Annotated in this window: 22 protein-coding genes and 1 pseudogene; 6 read left to right on the forward strand and 17 right to left on the reverse strand. The window is 66.3% G+C overall.

All coding sequences use genetic code 11. The features are described 5' to 3' along the window. Window positions 1-140, reverse strand: a pseudogene (locus tag EPO55_RS09175) (TerC family protein); the annotation flags it as partial. 80 nt (window positions 141-220) lie between these two features. Here EPO55_RS09175 and EPO55_RS09180 point away from each other — a divergent pair. Beyond that, window positions 221-1,414, forward strand: a complete 1,194-nt coding sequence (locus EPO55_RS09180) for an MFS transporter (protein ID WP_296336365.1) — start codon at window positions 221-223, stop codon at window positions 1,412-1,414. A gap of 18 nt (window positions 1,415-1,432) precedes the next feature. On the opposite strand, the gene EPO55_RS09185 is transcribed toward EPO55_RS09180, so the two are convergent. Beyond that, window positions 1,433-2,413, reverse strand: a complete 981-nt coding sequence (locus EPO55_RS09185) for an aldo/keto reductase (RefSeq protein WP_296336366.1) — start codon at window positions 2,411-2,413, stop codon at window positions 1,433-1,435. 104 nt (window positions 2,414-2,517) lie between these two features. Between EPO55_RS09185 and EPO55_RS09190 the strand changes: the two genes are divergently transcribed. After that, window positions 2,518-2,679, forward strand: a complete 162-nt coding sequence (locus EPO55_RS09190; RefSeq protein ID WP_296336368.1) for an Rdx family protein — start codon at window positions 2,518-2,520, stop codon at window positions 2,677-2,679. Window positions 2,680-2,711: 32 nt separating this feature from the next. Continuing rightward, the gene (locus EPO55_RS09195; RefSeq protein WP_296336369.1) at window positions 2,712-3,533 is read left to right on the forward strand and encodes an alpha/beta hydrolase; all 822 of its coding nucleotides are present in this window, start codon (window positions 2,712-2,714) and stop codon (window positions 3,531-3,533) included. Between the two features lie 22 nt (window positions 3,534-3,555). Here the strand turns inward: EPO55_RS09195 and EPO55_RS09200 are convergent, their stop codons facing one another. Then, entirely contained in the window at window positions 3,556-4,551 is a 996-nt protein-coding gene (locus EPO55_RS09200) for a hydroxyacid dehydrogenase (RefSeq protein WP_296336370.1), read from the reverse strand. 60 nt (window positions 4,552-4,611) lie between these two features. Further along, on the reverse strand, window positions 4,612-5,091 hold the full coding sequence (locus tag EPO55_RS09205; RefSeq protein WP_296336371.1) for an Lrp/AsnC family transcriptional regulator: 480 nt from the start codon (window positions 5,089-5,091) through the stop codon (window positions 4,612-4,614). Window positions 5,092-5,181: 90 nt separating this feature from the next. Here EPO55_RS09205 and EPO55_RS09210 point away from each other — a divergent pair, with 90 nt between their 5' ends. Further along, on the forward strand, window positions 5,182-5,439 hold the full coding sequence (locus EPO55_RS09210; protein ID WP_296336372.1) for a DUF6356 family protein: 258 nt from the start codon (window positions 5,182-5,184) through the stop codon (window positions 5,437-5,439). A gap of 164 nt (window positions 5,440-5,603) precedes the next feature. Beyond that, window positions 5,604-5,990 (forward strand): HPF/RaiA family ribosome-associated protein, encoded by a 387-nt coding sequence (locus EPO55_RS09215; RefSeq protein WP_296336373.1) that lies wholly within the window; start codon window positions 5,604-5,606, stop codon window positions 5,988-5,990. Window positions 5,991-6,000: 10 nt separating this feature from the next. Here EPO55_RS09215 and EPO55_RS09220 read toward each other — a convergent pair whose 3' ends face one another. The 8 genes from EPO55_RS09220 to EPO55_RS09255 all read right to left on the reverse strand — a co-directional run bounded on the left by EPO55_RS09220 (window position 6,001) and on the right by EPO55_RS09255 (window position 11,042). Further along, a complete protein-coding gene (locus tag EPO55_RS09220; protein WP_296336374.1) occupies window positions 6,001-6,213 on the reverse strand; it encodes a ChaB family protein in 213 nt (70 codons plus the stop codon). 38 nt (window positions 6,214-6,251) lie between these two features. Then, window positions 6,252-6,914, reverse strand: coding sequence for a phosphoribosyltransferase (locus tag EPO55_RS09225; RefSeq protein ID WP_296336375.1), 663 nt, complete (start codon window positions 6,912-6,914; stop codon window positions 6,252-6,254). Window positions 6,915-6,943: 29 nt separating this feature from the next. Beyond that, a complete protein-coding gene (locus EPO55_RS09230; RefSeq protein ID WP_296336376.1) occupies window positions 6,944-7,417 on the reverse strand; it encodes a host attachment protein in 474 nt (157 codons plus the stop codon). Continuing rightward, window positions 7,410-7,856 (reverse strand): DUF2267 domain-containing protein, encoded by a 447-nt coding sequence (locus EPO55_RS09235; RefSeq protein ID WP_296336377.1) that lies wholly within the window; start codon window positions 7,854-7,856, stop codon window positions 7,410-7,412. The genes EPO55_RS09230 and EPO55_RS09235 overlap by 8 nt, the downstream gene beginning before the upstream one ends. A gap of 76 nt (window positions 7,857-7,932) precedes the next feature. Next, a complete protein-coding gene (locus EPO55_RS09240) occupies window positions 7,933-8,529 on the reverse strand; it encodes a DsbA family protein (RefSeq protein WP_296336378.1) in 597 nt (198 codons plus the stop codon). Beyond that, window positions 8,526-9,056 (reverse strand): hypothetical protein, encoded by a 531-nt coding sequence (locus EPO55_RS09245; RefSeq protein WP_296336379.1) that lies wholly within the window; start codon window positions 9,054-9,056, stop codon window positions 8,526-8,528. Before EPO55_RS09245 ends, EPO55_RS09240 begins: the two co-directional genes overlap by 4 nt. 10 nt (window positions 9,057-9,066) lie before the next feature. Next, window positions 9,067-10,242 carry a M20 aminoacylase family protein gene (locus EPO55_RS09250; RefSeq protein ID WP_296336431.1) on the reverse strand — a complete coding sequence of 392 codons (1,176 nt, stop codon included), beginning with the start codon at window positions 10,240-10,242 and terminating at the stop codon, window positions 9,067-9,069. A 5-nt stretch (window positions 10,243-10,247) separates the two neighbouring features. Continuing rightward, window positions 10,248-11,042, reverse strand: a complete 795-nt coding sequence (locus EPO55_RS09255; RefSeq protein WP_296336381.1) for an alpha/beta fold hydrolase — start codon at window positions 11,040-11,042, stop codon at window positions 10,248-10,250. A 53-nt stretch (window positions 11,043-11,095) separates the two neighbouring features. Between EPO55_RS09255 and EPO55_RS09260 the strand changes: the two genes are divergently transcribed. After that, complete coding sequence (locus tag EPO55_RS09260; RefSeq protein ID WP_296336382.1) at window positions 11,096-11,449, forward strand: MliC family protein; 354 nt, start codon at window positions 11,096-11,098, stop codon at window positions 11,447-11,449. 110 nt (window positions 11,450-11,559) lie between these two features. Here the strand turns inward: EPO55_RS09260 and cydB are convergent, their stop codons facing one another. From cydB to EPO55_RS09285, 5 genes are read right to left on the reverse strand one after another with little or no spacing between them, the layout of a single operon-like run. Continuing rightward, complete coding sequence (gene cydB / locus EPO55_RS09265; protein WP_296336383.1) at window positions 11,560-12,567, reverse strand: cytochrome d ubiquinol oxidase subunit II; 1,008 nt, start codon at window positions 12,565-12,567, stop codon at window positions 11,560-11,562. 2 nt (window positions 12,568-12,569) lie between these two features. Further along, window positions 12,570-14,006 (reverse strand): cytochrome ubiquinol oxidase subunit I, encoded by a 1,437-nt coding sequence (locus tag EPO55_RS09270; protein WP_296336384.1) that lies wholly within the window; start codon window positions 14,004-14,006, stop codon window positions 12,570-12,572. 30 nt (window positions 14,007-14,036) lie between these two features. Beyond that, window positions 14,037-15,056: an asparaginase gene (locus EPO55_RS09275; RefSeq protein ID WP_296336385.1), complete on the reverse strand. Its 1,020-nt coding sequence runs from the start codon at window positions 15,054-15,056 to the stop codon at window positions 14,037-14,039. Beyond that, a complete protein-coding gene (locus EPO55_RS09280; RefSeq protein ID WP_296336386.1) occupies window positions 15,053-15,577 on the reverse strand; it encodes a hypothetical protein in 525 nt (174 codons plus the stop codon). The genes EPO55_RS09275 and EPO55_RS09280 overlap by 4 nt, the downstream gene beginning before the upstream one ends. After that, window positions 15,574-17,271, reverse strand: a complete 1,698-nt coding sequence (locus EPO55_RS09285; protein ID WP_296336387.1) for a hydantoinase B/oxoprolinase family protein — start codon at window positions 17,269-17,271, stop codon at window positions 15,574-15,576. Before EPO55_RS09285 ends, EPO55_RS09280 begins: the two co-directional genes overlap by 4 nt. Between the last annotated feature and the right edge of the window lie 47 nt (window positions 17,272-17,318).

The following is a 17,318-nucleotide window of genomic DNA, read 5'->3' on the forward strand; positions in this document are numbered from 1 at the left end:
CGCTGATGCTCCGGCAGCTTGTTGGTCAGGATCGAAATGAAGATCAGGTTGTCGATGCCGAGCACGACTTCCATGACGATCAACGTGGCAAGTGCGGCCCAGGCATGAGGGTCGCGGGCGAGCGCGAGGAATTCTGCGATCATCCCTGCAGCATAAGTCATCGCTGCCTCCCGCCAAGGGACCTTTCCTTTGCGGCGCCCAGCCGCTAAGCCCGCTACCGATGTCCCCCTCCGCCGCCCCGCCGCGGCCCACCCCTACGCTCGCTATTGCGCTGCTGTCGGTCGCGGCCTTCGCCTCGGCCGCCAATATGCGCGTGACCGATCCGCTCCTGATCCAGCTCGCCACCGAGTTCGGCACCACCGTCGGCGGCGCCTCGATCGTGGCTACCGCCTTCCTGTTCGCCAACGGCGTATTCGTGCTGGTGCATGGGCCGTTCGGCGACCGCTACGGCAAGATGCCGGTGGTAACCATCGCCTGCATCGGGGCCGCCCTCTGCTGCGTGCTGAGCGCGCTGGCGGTGTCGCTGGGTATCCTCACGCTGGCGCGCTTCCTGACCGGCGTCGCCAGCTCGGCCATCATCCCGCTCGCCATCGCCTGGGTGGGCGACAACGTGAGCTATGAGAAGCGCCAGGCCATGCTCGCCCGCTTCCTCACCGGCCAGACGCTGGGCCTCATGACCGGCGCCGCACTGGGCGGCGCGATCGGCGACTGGCTGGGCTGGCGCTCGGTCTTCTGGGTGCTGGCCGCGATCTACATCGTGGCCGGCGGCGCCCTGATCGTCGTCATGCGTGCCCGGCCCGACATCGCCCGGCCGGGCGCGCGTGCCGAGGGTTCGATGGTCGGCCAGATGGTGCGCGTGCTGCGCCGACCGTGGGCGCGCACCGTCATCATCGTCGTGGCGCTCGAGGGTGGCGTGTTCTGGGGCGCTTTCACCTTCGTCGGCGCCGATCTCCATCAGCGCTTCGGCCTGGGCTTTGCCGCCATCGGCCTCGCGGTCGCGGCCTTCGGCGCCGGCGGATTCATGTATGTGATGGTGGCGCATCATCTCGTGCGCCTGCTGGGCGAACGTGGCCTCTGCCTGTGGGGCGGCGCGGGCCTCGGCCTCGCCTTCGCCGGCATGGCGCTGGCGCCGTCGGCCGAATTCGAGTTCGCCGCCATCGTGGTCTCGGGCGTGTCGTTCTACATGCTGCACAACACGCTGCAGACCCATGGCACGCAGATGGCGCCGGAGGCGCGCGGCGCCGGCATGGCGCTGTTCGCGCTCTGCCTGTTCCTGGGCCAGGCGGTGGGCGTGCCCATCGCCGCGCCCATCGTCGACCGCTGGGGCGCGCCACCGGTGTTCTGGGTCGCCGCGGTCTTCTTGCCCCTGCTCGCGCTATGGTTCGCACACGCCATCAAGAGACGAAGCTCATAGCTGGGGGCGCGCAAGTCCCTAGTTCTCCGGCGACACCCGGAATTCGTACGGCTGCTCGAGCAGCTTCGATTCCTCCGGCGTGAGCGCGATCTCGGTCGCCTTGGCCGCCGAGGTGAGCTGATCGAGGCCGGTGGCACCGATGATCGGGGCCCCCATGTAGGACTTGGCCAGCAACCAGGCGAGCGCCACCTGGGCCGGCGTCACCTCCCTGGCTTTAGCGACCTTCTTCAGGCGCTTCACGACCTCCCAATCGCAATCGCGGTAGGTTCCCGCCTTCACCACCGCGTCGTTCCTGGAACGCTCGGTGGCGCCGCCGCCTTCCTTGCTGCGGTTGCCGGCGAGGAAGCCGCGGGCCAGTGGCGAATAGGGAATGAGCCCGACGCCCTGCTCGTGGCAGAGGCGGTTCATCTCGCGCTCCTCCTCGCGCTGGATCAGGTTGTAGAGGTTCTGCATGGCGATCGGCCGCGCGTAGCCCTTCCAGTCGGCGACCATCAGCATCTGGGCGAACTTGTAGGCCGGCATGGTCGAGCCGCCGATGTAGCGCACCTTGCCCGAACGCACGATCTGGTCGAGCGAGTACATCGTCTCTTCGACCGGCGTATGCGGATCGAGGCGGTGGACCTGGTAGACATCGATGTAGTCGGTCTGCAGGCGCTTCAGCTGGGCGTCGACCGAGGCCATCAGATGCTTGCGGCCGGTGCCCTGATCGTTGGCGACATCGCTCATGCGGATGCCGACCTTGGTCGAGAGCACGAACTCCTCGCGCTTCACCATCTTCATGAGCGTGGCGCCCATGATCTCCTCGGAGCGGCCGTAGTTGTAGGTGTCGGCGGTGTCGAAGAAGGTGATGCCGACGTCGAGGGCGCGCCTGAAGTAGGCGGGCGCCTCGGCCTCGTCGAACTTGCCCCAGCCGCGGCGGCCCTTGGCGCCCCACGAATTGCCGCCGAGGCAGATCCTGCTCACGATCAGGCCCGAGCGGCCGAGCGGTCCGTATTTCATCCGATGTCCCCCTTGATGGCGCGAGCCCAGGCCGCCACCTTAACAGGATGAAAGTCCTGATCGAATACTGCGGCGCTTGAGGCTACAAGCCGCAGGCCCTCCGTGTGAGGGATCGCCTCGAAGGACTGGGTGCGGCGGAAGTCGAGCTGCGCGCCGGCAGATCTGGCCAGTTCGACGTCACCGTCGATGGCGCCCTGAAATACACCCGTAGCAAGACCGGCCGCTTCCCGACCGACGACGAGATCGAGGATCTCGCTCGTCCCTGAGCCGGCTGTCACGATTTCCCAAGGAGTATCGCGTGAGCACCATCAAGACCAAGGACGGCACCGAGATCTTCTACAAGGACTGGGGCAGCGGCACGCCGGTCGTCTTCTCGCACGGCTGGCCGCTCACAGCCGACGCCTGGGAAGACCAGATGATGTTCCTGGCCGAACATGGCTTCCGCACCATCGCGCACGATCGCCGCGGGCATGGCCGCTCGAGCCAGCCGTGGGGCGGCAACCACATGGACCAGTACGCCGACGATCTCGCCGAGCTCTTCGACAAGCTCGACATCAGGGGCGCCACGATGATCGGCCATTCGACCGGTGGCGGCGAGGTCGCGCGCTACATCGGCCGCCACGGCACGAAGCGCGTCGCCAAGGCGGTGCTGGTCGGCGCCGTGCCGCCGATCATGCTGAAGACGGCGGCCAATCCCGGCGGGCTGCCGATCGATGCGTTCGACGGCATCCGCAGGGGCGTCGCGTCTGACCGCTCGCAGTTCTACAAGGATCTGACCACGCCTTTCTTCGGTGCCAATCGCAGCGGCTCGAAGGTGACGCAGGGCCTGCGCGACAGCTTCTGGCTGCAGGGCATGATGGGCGGCCTCAAGAATCAGTACGACTGCATAAAGGCATTTTCGGAGACCGACTTCACCGAGGACCTGAAGAAGTTCGACGTGCCGACCTTGTTGATCCACGGCGACGATGACCAGATCGTGCCGATCGGTGCTGCCGCCCATCGCGCGGTGCAGCTCGTCAAGGGCGCGACGCTCAAGGTCTATAAGGGCGGCGACCACGGCCTGGCCGCCACCCACAAGGACCAGCTCAACGCCGACCTGCTGGCGTTCTTGAAGGGTTAGGACGTGAAGGGCTAAAGGCCCTTCACTTCAGCACTTCCTTGTTCACGCAATGGGCGGCGTTGGGGCGGCCGTCGAACACGCTCAGGATGTTCTCGATGGCAGTCACCGCCATGCGGTCGCTCGCCTCCTTGGTGACGCCGGCCATGTGCGGGCTGAAGATCACGTTCTCCAGGCCGAACAGCTTGTTGGAGGCGTCAGGCGGCTCCTTGTCGAGCACGTCGAGGCCGGCACCGCGCAACTTGCCGGTGGAGAGCGCCTTGTAGAGCGCGTCTTCGTTGATGATGCCGCCGCGCGCGGTGTTCACCAGGAAGGCGTCGGGCTTCATCAGCGCCAGGGTCTCGCTGTTGAACATGTCGATCGTCTCGGGCGCCTTGGGGCAATGCACCGAGACGAAATCGACCTTGGGCAGGATTGCCTTGAGGTCGGTCACCTTGGTGGCGCCCGCCTTCTTGATCTCGGCCTCGGAGATGTTGGGATCGAGAACGAAGACGTCCATCTCGAAGGCTGCGCAACGCTTCACGGTGCGCGAACCGATGCGGCCCATGCCGACTACCAGGATCGACTTTCCGGAAAGATCGGCCGGCAGGTCGGCCAGCCGCTCACCCCAACCACCTTCGCGTACGAAGCGGTCGTACTTCTTCACCAGGCGGGCCGAAGCCAGCAGCATGTACATCGCATGCTCGGCCACCGACACGGAGTTGGCGATGCCCGTGGTCATGAGCGGAATCTTGCGCTTGTTGAGCGCCGGCACCTCGACAGCGTCGAAGCCGACGCCCAGTCGGGCAACCACCATCATCTCCGGCGCGGCGGTGAGCTCGGCCTGGCGGAACGGCGTGCCGCCCAGGGTCACGGCATGAGCGTCCTTGAGCTTGGGGTGCAGCGACGGAACCGTGTCGTCGGCCAGGATCTCGAAATCGACGTCGTCGCGCTTCTTGAGCACGTCCAGACCGGCCTGCGGCATGCGGCCGACGATCAGCACCTTCTTGCGGTTCTTGCCTGTACTTGGGCCCGTGGTCATCGTTTCCCCTGCTTTCCCGGATCGAACTCTGCCGATCCTAGAGCCCGTGCCGGGCCGAGGCTAGGGGAGGTAGGTGAGCGGGAGCCGCGTGGTGGACTTGATCTCCTCCATGGCGAACATGGAGGTGACGTCGCTGAGGTCGACCTTGGCGATCAGGCGCTTGTAGAAGGCGTCGTAGGCCTCGATGTCGGGGAGCGCGAGGCGGATCAGGTAGTCGATCTCGCCGCTCATGCGGTAGCAGTCCATGACCTCGGGAAACGACGCCACCGCCTTGGCGAAGCGGCCGAGCCATTGGGCGGTGTGCTGGGCGGTGCGAACCGCCACGAACACGGTCACCCCGGCATTCACCGCCTTGCGATTGAGCAGCGCCACCCGGGCACGGATGATGCCCTCCTCCTGCAGCCGGTTGATGCGCCGCCAGCACGGCGTGGTCGAGAGGCCGACCCGCCGCGCGATCTCGGCCAGCGCCATGTCCGAGTCGTCCTGCAGGCAATCCAGAATCTTCTTGTCGAAGGAATCGAGCGATAATTTCCCAGGCATTGGCAGTTCCTTGGAATGAATTTCTCAAATCTGCGCCAGATTGCGCAAAGCTAGCAAGCCGTTTCCCGCCACAGCCGGTAGAATTATCCAATGATCCGCCGCTTCACCGACCACCCCGCCTCGGTCAACGAGACCTACCTCCAGCACATGGCCATGTCCTTCGGCTTCGGCAGCCGGATGATGGTTGGCGCACTTGCCTGCTTCGTACATGGCTTCTTTCCATGGCTCTGCCTGACCCGGGGAAGCGACACGATCCGCGGCCTGCATCACCGCATGGTAACGCATCGTGTCGTGCGAACTCCTTCCGGCCTCACGCCGGAGCATCGCGCCGCCGTTGCCGGCGACTAGCCAGCCTTCTTCCTCCCGCGTTCGCGACGGCGCCCGCTGCGGCGCAGGAGCGTTTGTTGGTGCCGGTCACCGTCAACGACAAATGCCGCACCTCGACCGCTTGCAACCTGTTGCGCGCGCCCCACGTTCATTGAGAACGCCGTTGCATCGCAGGGAGGATCGACTTGGAAACACCCCTCAAAATCAGCTTCCAGGGTGGCGATGCCAGCGATGCGCTGAGCCAGATGATCACCGGTCATGTCGAGACGCTGGAGCAGCTCTACGGCCGCCTGACCGCCTGCCATGTCGTGGTCAAGATTCCCGACAAGCACCACCGCACCAGCGGCCTGTTCAGCGCCAACATCCACATGACGTTGCCGGGCGGCATCGACATCAACATCGATCAGACCCCGCAAGCCGACGACCGGTTCTCCAATCCGCAGTTCGCCGTCAACGACGCCTTCCGGCGGGCCAAGCGGCTGCTCAAGGAGCGGGCCCAGAAGCAGCGTGGCGACGTGAAGAAACTGCACGAGCGCATCGATCGCTCGCTCGATCGTCCGCCGGAGCCCTAGAAGCCCCTGCCTAGCGGCGGGAGCGCCAATCTCCGTCCTCGCCCTTGACATAGCGATGCTTGACGGCCGCCCAGGCCGTCCGATGGCAGATCTCCTCGCGCCGCGGGTCGAGTGCATAGGTTTGCCAGGCGTGGTTGAAGGCCTCGCGATAGATGTCCTGTGCCGGCGGCGGCAGGTGATTGCGCACCGACGGCGGAAGGGCATGGTTCGACGCGTAGGGCATGACTCCCTCTTGCAGCATGATCGACGGTGGCCGCTCTTCTAAACACGAACGGGCGGTGGGTCGTTTGGTGGGCGCGCCAACAGAGCGACGACCTCGTCGTCCGTCACTTGGCGAAAATCGTCATAGAACTGCCCAACCCCACGAAAGCCCTCGGGACAGGTCAGGCAGACGGCCTCGTCGACTTCCGACCGCAGCGACGCCAGGGCACTCGACGATGCCACGGGGACTGCCAGCACCAGCCGGGCCGGGCCACGCTGTCGGGTCGCGCGCAGCGCGGCGCGCATGGTCGCCCCCGTTGCAATACCGTCGTCGACCACAATGACGACCCGCCCGGCGACGTCGGCCGGCGCCCTCGTGCCGAGATAGCGGCCGCGCCGACGCTCGATTTCCGCCAATTCCCGTGCGCCGATCGCGTCGAAGTCGGCTGTGCTCGTGCCCGTTGCGGCCAGAATCCCTGGGTTGCGCACAATCATGGGCGCACCGCCGTCCACGACGGCCCCCAGCGCCAGTTCCGGCTGGTCCGGCGCGCCGATCTTGCGCACGAGAACGAGGTCGAGCGGTGCGCCCAAGGCGGTCGCCACGGCCGCACCAACCGGCACGCCGCCGCGTGGCAACGCCAGAACGATGGGCTTGCAATCGGCATAGGCGCTCAAGGCCTCAGCCAGTCTGTGGCCCGCCTCGGCACGGTCCTTGAACTTCATTGCCTCTCCCTGCGGGCAGCCCTGCCCGCCTAGCGGGCGGGCTTCACCAGCGATCCGAGACGCCGCCACAGGCTCGCCACTGTTTCGTTGGTCAGGTCCTTGGCGACCTCCTTGCCGATGCAGCGCTGCACACGCGCAGTCATCAAGCCGCGCAGTTCGCCAAGGCTGCGGCGCGGCGCCACCAGGATGATATGGTCGACCTCCCGGCGCCCACAGGCACCGTCGAGCGTCTCTGCCAGCACCGCCGAGAAGCGGTGCTTCTCGAGCTTGTGCGGATCATGGGCCGGCTCGAGCGCGTGGCGCGCGCCGCTCCGGGACGAGGCGTAGCTGCGGCCTGGCTTGTCGCTCTTGAGGTCACGGGCATGCCCACGGCTCTCCGGAGCGATCAGGTCGGCCTGCCGCGCGGCGACAAACTTGTTGGTGTCTTCGCTCGCTACGAAGAAGCGGGCCCGGGCGCCGTCGGCGACCACGACCCATGTGCGGGGGCGTTTCGGCTTAAGCATCGCGCAGCAACTCATCGGGCCAGAGGTTCAGGGCTTCATGCGGCAGAAGATGACGCAGTTTCAACATTTCCCCGCGATCCAGACACCGGGCCATGACGGCAAAACTGGCCCGTGCAGCCGCCCCGGCCTCGATCTCTCCGGCACGCGGCAGTTCGGCCGCGACATGTTCGATGAAGTCCGCGAGATGGCGCTCGCGGGTCGGCGTCGCAGCCGGATGCCAGCCCTCGTAGTAGGCGCCGCGCAACAGCATCGGAAGCTGCGCCCCGAAATGGACGGCGTTCTCCGGCCCGATCCGGTCGCGCAGGGCATGCAACGTGCCGCGCAGGGCGCCGAACGCCGCGCGATGACTGTCGGTTCCAAGCTCGACCATCATGAGCTTGAGCCAGTGATTGGATTCCTGAAGGGTCTTGTCGAATACGCCGAGGTCGGTTGCGCTCATGGCCGCTCCTCCCGTTCTCCATGCAGAAGCCTAGACCTTTGCCGGGACGCACCGCTTGATCTGAGTCAACCGCCGGCTAGCGCCGCCTCACACCCTTCTCGTCGAGCCGTTCGCGCAAGAGGCCGATCCGGTCGCCACCCCAGAACAGTTCACCGTCGAAGGCGAAGGTGGGCACGCCGAAGACGCCCGATGCCTCGGCCTCGAGACGCAGGCGGTCATGTTCGGCCCCGCCTTCGCCTGCGAGATAGTCCTCGAAACCCTGAGGCGCGCCCGCCTCGACAAGCACGGCGGCAACGGCCTCGGGGCTCTCAGGATCGAGTTCACGCCGCCAGAAGCGGTCGAACGCGCGATCGTTGTAGGCGCGGAAGACATCGTGCTGCTGGGCATAGAGCATGCCGGCATTGACCGGCCGGGCGTAAAAGATCTTCTTCGGACCCATCAGCGTCAGGCCCTGCTTGTTGGCAAAACGCCGGGCGTCCATGTAGGCATAGCGCACGCGACGCCAGTGATGGGCGTCGCGCTCGGCCACCGATCCCTGGAACGAAGCGATGTCGAGCGTGTAGGGCCTCCAGGCAATGGCGATGTCGTAATCGGCTTCAAGCTGGTAGGCCCACGCCTTGGCGACGAAGGCGTAGGGACTGACGTAGTCGCTCCACAGGACGATTTCCGTCACAGCCGCCCGGTCTCGCGCCGCCACATCCACCAGAAAGCCACGCCCACCAAGAACAGCAGAAGCGCGGCGACCAGCAGCAGCATGGCCGATTCCTGGACCCACGCCACCGCCGGCACAGAGGCCGCGAGAAACACACCCACCGCACAGATGCGCCACACCTTCGCGTGCACCCCGGCGACGAAGGTGCCGAGGGCCAGCAGGATCAGCAGCGTGAGACTGGTGGCATTGTCGCTGTCGATGCCGCGCACCTCGGGCAGGAACATCAGCCACATGGCCCCGACGAAGGCGAGCCAGTGCAACGCCTGGGTAACCATCAGGCGCATGTGGCCGGCGCCCGTGTCGAGGTGGCGCCAGCCCGAGATGATGCAGATCAGCCCATAGATCGGCGCCAGCGCCATCCAATAGTAGTATGTCGTGGGCCCGCGGAAGCTGGTGAGCACGAGACCACCCACCGCGAGCGCCAGCATCGCGGCATAGGGCAGATCCCTGAGCAACCAGTGCCTGGCGTCGGGTGGAGCGTTCGTCACCTCATGCCCCTCAGCGCGCGTCCTTCGCGAGCCTGGTCTCCACGACGCGCGACCACAGCGTGGCTCCCAGGGTCAGGATCTCGTCGTTGAAATCATAGCTCGGATTGTGCACCTCGCAGCCGCCCTCGCCGCCGCCGTTGCCGATATTGATGAACGCGCCCGGCACCTTCTCCAGCATGTAGGAAAAGTCCTCCGACGCCATGACGTACGGCCCCTCGCGATTCATGTTCTCGTGGCCGACGATTCCGGCGGCGACGTCGGCGATGAACTTCACCGCGTCCTTGTCGTTGACCAGCGGCGGGAAGGCGATGCGCACGTCGGCCTTGGCGCTGCCACCCAGCGTCTTGGCGATGCCGGCGGAGATCGTCTCGATGCGCTCCTTGATCAGCGCCATGGTCTCCTTGCGGAAGGCACGGATGGTGCCGCGCAGAACCGCCTCCTGCGGGATGACGTTGTAGGCATCGCCCGAGTGCATCTGCGTCACCGAGATCACCGCCGAATCGAGCGGCGCCACGTTGCGCGACACCACGCTCTGCAGCGCCGAGATGATCTGGGTGGCGATGATCACCGGGTCGATGCCGGTCTCCGGTCGGGCGCCATGGGCGCCCTTGCCGGTGATGTGGATGTCGAACAGGCCGCCGCCCGCCATCTGCGGACCGGAGCGGATGGCGAACTTGCCGACGTCGAGCTTCGGCCGGTTGTGCATGCCGAAGATCTGTTCGCAGGGAAATTTGTCGAACAGTCCATCCTTGACCATTGCCTCGGCGCCGCCGCGGCCCTCCTCGGCCGGCTGGAAGATGAGGTGGACGGTGCCGTCGAAGTTGCGCGTCGCCGAGAGATACTTGGCGGCGCCCAGCAGCATCGTGGTGTGGCCATCGTGACCGCAGGCATGCATGCGGCCCTTGTGGGTGCTGCGATGGTCGAAGGTGTTGAGCTCGTCCATCGGCAGCGCGTCCATGTCGGCGCGGAGCCCAATGGCGCGCGGGTTGTTGCCGACCCTGATGGTGCCGACGACGCCGGTCTTGCCGATGCCGGTCGTGACCTCGAGGCCCCACTCCTTCAGCTTCTGCGCCACGATGGTGCTGGTCCGCTCCTCCTCGAAGCCCAGTTCGGGATGGGCGTGGATGTCGCGGCGGATGGCGGTCAGTTCGTGGGCGAAGGCGGCGATCTTGGGCTCGATATTCATGGGCATCAGGACTCCAACAGGAAGGCAGTCATTACACGACGAAACTCCGCGCCATGCACGTTCGGATATGCATGGCCGCCGTCCGCCAGCACATAAGCCCGTGCACCCGGGATCAGGCGAACCAGCTCCTCCGTGAAATAGAGCGGCGTTACGGTGTCGTCGCGCGCGCAAATGGCCAGGGTCGGCACCCGCACCTTCTGAAGCTCGGTGCGACGATCATGGGCGACGATGGCGGCGATGCGCGACAGCACGATTTCCGGCACCGGAATGGTCTCGGCAGCCCGGCCCTCGGCGGCGACCAGGTCAGCATCGTGGTCGCGCACCCAGGACGGCATGTTGAGGGCGAGCGCGCTCGCCTTCAGGTAGGCGGCCGGCCCCAGCTCGCGCAGCATCAGGGAGCGGACCTCGAACAGGCGGCGAAAGAAGGCGTCGGTCTTGGCCCAGGTCGAACTCAGCACCAACCGGTCGATGCGGCCGGGATGGTCGATGGCCAGCACCTGGCCCATGGCACCGCCGGTCGAGTGGCCGCACCAATGGACCCGGTCGTAACCCAGCCCCTCGATGAGCTGCAGGGCATCGTCGGCCATCTGCTCGACACTGTAGGTGAGCCGGGACAGCGTACTGCGCGCGGTCCCGCGGTGGTCGTGCACGACCACCGTGAAAGACCGGGCGAGCTCGGCTGCGTTCGACTCCCAGAAACGGCCATCGCCGCCCAGGCCCGGCACCAGGAACAAAGGTGGGCCGCTGCCGTTCCGCTCGTAGTAGAGTTCCGCGCCATCGCGCAATTTGAAGAGTGGCATTTGCACGTTCCCCCGAATTCCTTAAGCTGCCGACCCAGGGAGGAAAGCGCAGGATGAAGCGCCTGTCGATTGTCGCGATTGCCCTGCTGTGCGGCTGCACCGCCGAGCAGCAACCCCAGACGAGCCTGATTCCACGGCCCGCGCCGGACGATCCGACACCACAGGGCATCGCCTATCTCTGCGACGGCCGCAAGGAAGTGTCGGTGGTCTACGCCAAGAACCGGGCCTCGGTGACGCTCGATGGCAGGACGTGGCGTCTCGAATACCAGCCGACCGACCAGGGTTTCCGCTACGTCGACACGACCAACGAATGGGCCGGCCGTGACGATCTTGCGACCTTGCGCGAGAACGGTGGCAGTGCAAAGCCGCTCGCCTTCAACTGCCGGCCGACGCGGCGCGTGGTGTAAGGCGTCATCTCAGCCATAACCTGATGCCGTAGCTCACCAGTGCGGTCACGCCGACGCCGGCCGCCCACAGACCCACGAACCACAGCAACTGTCGCGCCGTCGGTTTCACGTCAGTGGTAGCCCTCGTGGCCGGTCTTGCCGCGGAAGACCCAGTAAGAATAGCCGGTATAGGCGAGGATGATGGGCACCATCACCAGTACACCCGGCAGCATGAACTTCAGGCTGACATCGGGCGCGGCGGCATCCCAGATCGAAATCGCCGGTGGCACGACATAGGGATAGAGGCTGATGCCGAGGCCGGCGAGACCGAGCGTGAACAGCGCCAGTGCCATCAGGAGCGGTATGTAGTGGTGCTGCCGCTGCAAACCGAGGAAGAAGGTGGCCGAGGCGATGACGACCAGCAGCGGCACCTGGGCGGTGAACAGAACCTGCGGCCAGGCGAACCAGCGCAGCCAGTAAGCGTCGCGCAGGAACGGCGTCCAGGCGCTCACCGCGGCCATCGCGAGGATCACCACGATGCCAAGGCGAAACGCCAGCCGATAGCAGCGCTCCTGCAGCGGGCCCTCGCTCTTCATGATCAGCCACGTGGCGCCCAGCAGCGCGTAGCCGCAGACCAGGCTGACGCCGACCAGCAGGCTGAACGGCGTCAGCCAGTCGAACCAGCCGCCGGCATAGCCGCGATCGCGGATCACGATACCCTGCAGCAGGGCGCCCAGCGTGATGCCCTGTGCGAGCGTGGCGACGGTCGAGCCGACGTTGAAGGCCATGTCCCAGATGGCGCGGTGGCCGGGATCGCGCCAACGGAACTCGAAGGCGACGCCACGGAAAACGAGCGCCAGCAGCATGGCGATGATCGGCGCGTAAAGCGCCGAAAAGATCACGCCGTAGGCAAGCGGAAAGGCCGCCAGCAGCCCGCCGCCGCCCAGCACCAGCCAGGTCTCGTTGCCATCCCACACCGGCGCGATGGAGTTCATGGCGCTGTCGCGCTCGCGGCCGGGCGGAAGCGCCGGGAACAGGATGCCGATGCCGAGATCGAAGCCGTCCATCACGACATAGGCGAAGATCGCGAAGGCGATGACGAAGGCGAAGATGGCGGGCAGATCGAATGCAAAGGGCATGATCAGGACTCCCGGCCGCCGGTCGCCATCGGCTCGGCCACCACGGGCCCCGGCGTGAGCCCCGCCGCACGCACCGGCTGGCCGCGGTCCGGCCCCTGCTCGCCACGGTGCGGCGGCTGACCCATCAGCTTCAGGATGTAGAAGACGCCGGCGCCGAACACGACGAAGTAGACGACGATGAAGGCCAGCAGCGAGGCCGCGACCGCCGGCGCGTCGAGCCTGGAGGCCGAGTCGACGGTGCGCAGCAGGCCATACACCGTGTAAGGCTGGCGCCCGACCTCGGTCGTCACCCAGCCGGCGATCACCGCCACGAAGCCGGCCGGCCCCATGATGAGGGCGAAGCGATGCAGCAATGGCCAGTCGTAGAGCCGGTGCCGAACGCGCGCGAGCAGGCTGAGCGCCGCCAGCGCCAGCATCAGCATCCCCATGCCGACCATGATGCGGAAGGCCCAGAACACGATCGCCACCGGCGGCCATTCCTTGCGGTCGACCGAGTCGAGACCCTTGAGCGGCGCGTCGAGCGAGTGCTTCAGGATCAGGGACGAGGCCTTGGGGATCTCGACCGCGAAGCGCGTCACGGCCGCCGCCCGGTCGGGCCAGCCGAACAGGATCAGCGGCGCGCCGTCGGGATAGCTCTGGAAATGTCCCTCCATGGCCATGACCTTGACCGGCTGGTGTTCGAGCGTGTTCAGCCCGTGCTGGTCGCCGGCGAATATCTGCAGCGGCGCCACCACCGTGATCATGCCCATGGCCATGGAAAACATGACCCGCGCGCCGTCGTTTGCCCCTCCCTTGTCCGACTTGGCTCGCAAGAGATGCCAGGCGCCGACCGCGCCCACCACCAGCGCGGTCGTGAGATAGGCGCCGAACACGGTGTGAACCAGCCGGTAGGGAAAGGACGGATTGAAAATCACCGCCAGCCAGTCGGCGGGCACGAACTGGCCGCCAGCATTCATGACGAAGCCCGCCGGCGTATGCATCCAACTGTTGGCCGACAGGATCCAGAAGGCCGAGATGAAGGTGCCGACCGCGACCGCCAGCGTGGCGACGAAATGCAGGGTGCGACCGACGCGGTTCATGCCGAACAGCATGACGCCCAGGAAGCCCGCCTCGAGGAAGAAGGCGGTCAGCACCTCGTAGGCCATCAGCGGCCCGATGACCGGTCCCGCCTTGTCGGAAAAGGCCGCCCAGTTGGTGCCGAACTGGTAGGCCATGACGATGCCCGAGACCACGCCCATGCCGAAGGCGAGCGCAAAGATCTTCAGCCAGTACTTGAACAGGTCGAGATAGATCTGCCGGCCCGTCCACAGCCACAGACCTTCGAGCACCGCGAGATAGCTCGCGAGGCCGATCGAAAAGGACGGAAAGATGAAATGGAACGAGACCGTGAAGGCGAACTGCAGCCGGGCCAGCAGGACCGCGTCGAAGACTTCGAACATGACGATCACCTCGCGCCGGCCATTCTACTCCTAGCCGAAGGCGTCGAACACTTCGGCAATGGTGGCGCGGCCGAGCCCGGCCCGGAGACACGTCTCCAGCAGCACCCGCGCCTTCAGGGGATGCAACCGGCCACCCCAGATCAGGCCCGCCTTGCGTAGCGCGATCTCGGAACTGGGACCACCGTAGGTTTGTCGCAGCATCGGCCCGCCGCCGGCGCGCGGCGAGACCACCGTCGGCACGATCCCGGCGAGCCGCACGACCAGTGGCGTCGCCCTCTCCGGCACGTGGCCACCACCCATCGCCCCCAACACCACGCCGCGATAACCCAGCTGGTCGCGATGATCGACGATCGCCTCGAGCAGGTAGCCGGGTTCGTCGAGGCCGAGCCACAGCAGGGCAACCGGCGACTCCTTGCCACCCGATGCGTCGCCAAGCCGCGCACGTGCCACGACGATCGCATCACGCACCGGCAGCGCGAGCGGCACCACGCGATCCTCGACGAGCGCTGCGAGCGGGCCGGCCTGAGGGGCTGCAAAGGCGTTGAGCCGCGTCGGGTGAACCTTGAGCACATCGGCCGCGGCATAGACCTCGTCCAGCATCACAACCATCACACCCAGGGCCCTGGCATGTGCCCGCACCCACGGATCGCAGGCCACGCGCACGGCGGCGAGCAGGTTGCCGGGTCCATCGGGCGAGGTGAGCGCCGGGTTGCGCATCGCCGCGGTCACGATCACCGGTATGTCGCGATCGAGCAGCAAATCGAGCAGGAACGAGGTCTCCTCGAGCGTGTCGGTGCCTTGCGTCACAACGACACCATCGACCTCGAGGGCTGCAATCCTGGCCGCCAGCGCATGGATCTGGTCGAAGCCCAGCGAATGGCTGCCGACGCGCGACACCGTCTCAGCATCGATCTCGGCCAGCGTCGCCAGGATGGGCACGGCCGCCACGAGATCGTCGGCGCCCAATCCCATCTGCATCGCGCCCGAAGCATCGGGCCGCGTCGCGATGGTGCCGCCCAACGCAAGAACTTTGATGCGCGGCCTTGTCATGTGAGCAACCTCAACGAGCGGAAAAAGCGTTCGGCCTCAGGCGCGCGCATGGCGTCGGCGGGCGCGAGATAGCCCAGCGAGACGAAGCGGCGGCCCTTCAGCACCACGAGCTGGCGCAGCGCGCTGCCGCCCGTGATCGGGCCGATCGCTTCGACAGCGGGCGCACCTTGGACCTGCCGCCAATCGACCTGGGTCCATTTGTTGCCCTGGAGCCGCTGGGCGCGATCGTCGAGCACCATCTGCAGGTTGGTGCGCGGCCGCGCCACGTCGACCTCGGCCGGAAAGAGCGCCGTCTGCGCCACGAACGACAGCCGCCGATATTCGAGGCTGTAGGAGTGATAGACGAAGGGCGTGCCGGCTGGCGTCGTCGTGTCGATCACCTTGTAAACAGGCGTACCCGGCATATCGACCAGGAAGGAATTGTCGGCGCCCGGCACCACGATCCATCCGGTCTGCGCCGATGCGTCGCCCGCAGCCATCGCCAAGGGCAGGGCGAAGAGCTGTCGCCGGAGCAGGTTCATTCCGCGGCGGGCCGCAGCCCGAACTTCTCGCGCGCCTGTTCGGCGGTGTAGTAGCCGCGCGCGACATCGCGCGCGATCAGCGCCGGATCGCGCTTCGTGGGATCGCCGAAGCCGCCGCCACCCGGCGTCGACACGCGCACCACGTCGCCGACGCCCATTTCGATGTCCTGGTCCTTGGAAAGATGCGGCGGGCGGTAGGTCTTGCCGCCTTGAGTCACGGCCACGGTGTTGACGCCCCCCGCGCCGCCCCCCAGCGCGCCCTGCGGGCCGGTCCGGCCATGATCCATCACCATGGAAACCCGCGCCTCGCCGCGCCGGAGCTTGATCGCATAGTTGATGCCGAAGCCGCCGCGGAACTCGCCGGCGCCGCCCGAGCCCTCGCGGAGCGAGAATTCCTCAAACAGGATCGGATAGAACTGCTCCAGCACCTCGACCGGCGGCATCTTGGAAATGCCTATGGTCGAACAGCCGTTGCTGAGACCATCGCCGCCCAGGAAGCCGCCATACCCGCCGCCTGTGAAGAGATACATGATGTAGCTGCGGTTGCGCTCGGGATCGAAGCCGCCGACACCGAGGTTGCCCGACGTACCGGCGGGAGCGGCGAACAGAATGTCGGGAATCGCATGCGTGAGTGCGGCAAACACCGCCTCGGCGATGCGCTGGCTCACTTCGGCCGCACAGCCCGAGACCGGCCGCGGATACTTCGCATACAGGAAGGTGCCCTCGGGCTCGACGATCTTCAGGGGCTCGAAGGTGCCGGCATTGATCGGCACGTCGGGGAAGATGTGCTTGATGGCGAGATAGATCGCCGACTTGGTGGTGGCGATGACGCTGTTCATCGGCCCGCGGCAGGGCGGGCTCGAGCCGGTCATGTCGAAAAGCAGCTCGTCGCCCTTCTTGGTGATCTTCATCCGGATGGTGAGCGGCTCGTCAACGACGCCGTCGCTGTCGACCTGCGACGTGCCCACGTAGATGCCGTCGGGAATATCGGCGATCTTGGCTCGCATCTGGCGCTCGGCACGATGGCGCATCTCGGCGATCGCAGCCCGCACGACATCAGCGCCGTAGCGGTTGATCAGCGCGGTCAGCCGCACCTCGCCGGTGGTGAGCGCCGCGGCCTGGGCCTTGATGTCGCCGATACGCTGGTCGGCAATGCGGATGTTGCTGAGGATGATCGACAGGATCTCATGGTCCATCTCGCCCTTCTTGAAGAACTTCACCGGCGGCAGGCGCAGGCCCTCCTGCTCGACCTCCGTGGCGCTGGCCGAAAAGCCGCCGGGCACCATGCCGCCGACGTCGGGCCAGTGGCCTGTGTTGGCGAGCCAGGCGAAAACCTCGCCCTTGTAGAAGAACGGTTTGACGAACCGCACATCCATCAGATGGGTGCCGCCGAGATAGGGGTCGTTGACGATGAAGACGTCGCCGGGCGCCACCTTTCCCGCATAGTGGCTCTTCACCCGCTCGATGACGGCGCGGGTCGAAAATTGCATGGTGCCGACGAAGACGGGCAATCCCAGTTCGCCCTGGGCAATCAGCGAGCCGTCCACGGCGTCGTAGATGCCGTCGGAACGGTCCATTCCTTCGGAGATCACCGGCGAGAACGCCGAGCGCACGAAAGCCAGGTCCATTTCGTTGCAGACCTGGATCAGGCCGTTCTGGATGACGGTCAAGGTGACGGGATCGAGGTTCGACATGGTGAATCACTAGCACAGGCCGTGCCTTCCTGCTCTATGATCGTCGC

The organism is Reyranella sp., from assembly GCF_004296935.1.
GTDB lineage: Bacteria > Pseudomonadota > Alphaproteobacteria > Reyranellales > Reyranellaceae > Reyranella.

Excerpts from the sequence above, each read along its gene's own strand:
- EPO55_RS09220 (WP_296336374.1), bottom strand. The coding sequence starts at position 6,213 with ATGCCCTACGCGTCGAACCATGCCCTTCCGCCGTCGGTGCGCAATCAC.
- EPO55_RS09225 (WP_296336375.1), bottom strand. The coding sequence starts at position 6,914 with ATGAAGTTCAAGGACCGTGCCGAGGCGGGCCACAGACTGGCTGAGGCC.
- EPO55_RS09180 (WP_296336365.1), top strand. The coding sequence starts at position 221 with ATGTCCCCCTCCGCCGCCCCGCCGCGGCCCACCCCTACGCTCGCTATT.
- EPO55_RS09270 (WP_296336384.1), bottom strand. The coding sequence starts at position 14,006 with ATGTTCGAAGTCTTCGACGCGGTCCTGCTGGCCCGGCTGCAGTTCGCC.
- EPO55_RS09230 (WP_296336376.1), bottom strand. The coding sequence starts at position 7,417 with ATGCTTAAGCCGAAACGCCCCCGCACATGGGTCGTGGTCGCCGACGGC.
- EPO55_RS09255 (WP_296336381.1), bottom strand. The coding sequence starts at position 11,042 with ATGCCACTCTTCAAATTGCGCGATGGCGCGGAACTCTACTACGAGCGG.
- EPO55_RS09285 (WP_296336387.1), bottom strand. The coding sequence starts at position 17,271 with ATGTCGAACCTCGATCCCGTCACCTTGACCGTCATCCAGAACGGCCTG.
- EPO55_RS09200 (WP_296336370.1), bottom strand. The coding sequence starts at position 4,551 with ATGACCACGGGCCCAAGTACAGGCAAGAACCGCAAGAAGGTGCTGATC.
- EPO55_RS09280 (WP_296336386.1), bottom strand. The coding sequence starts at position 15,577 with ATGAACCTGCTCCGGCGACAGCTCTTCGCCCTGCCCTTGGCGATGGCT.
- EPO55_RS09260 (WP_296336382.1), top strand. The coding sequence starts at position 11,096 with ATGAAGCGCCTGTCGATTGTCGCGATTGCCCTGCTGTGCGGCTGCACC.
- EPO55_RS09205 (WP_296336371.1), bottom strand. The coding sequence starts at position 5,091 with ATGCCTGGGAAATTATCGCTCGATTCCTTCGACAAGAAGATTCTGGAT.
- EPO55_RS09250 (WP_296336431.1), bottom strand. The coding sequence starts at position 10,242 with ATGAATATCGAGCCCAAGATCGCCGCCTTCGCCCACGAACTGACCGCC.
- EPO55_RS09185 (WP_296336366.1), bottom strand. The coding sequence starts at position 2,413 with ATGAAATACGGACCGCTCGGCCGCTCGGGCCTGATCGTGAGCAGGATC.
- EPO55_RS09275 (WP_296336385.1), bottom strand. The coding sequence starts at position 15,056 with ATGACAAGGCCGCGCATCAAAGTTCTTGCGTTGGGCGGCACCATCGCG.
- cydB (WP_296336383.1), bottom strand. The coding sequence starts at position 12,567 with ATGCCCTTTGCATTCGATCTGCCCGCCATCTTCGCCTTCGTCATCGCC.
- EPO55_RS09235 (WP_296336377.1), bottom strand. The coding sequence starts at position 7,856 with ATGAGCGCAACCGACCTCGGCGTATTCGACAAGACCCTTCAGGAATCC.
- EPO55_RS09210 (WP_296336372.1), top strand. The coding sequence starts at position 5,182 with ATGATCCGCCGCTTCACCGACCACCCCGCCTCGGTCAACGAGACCTAC.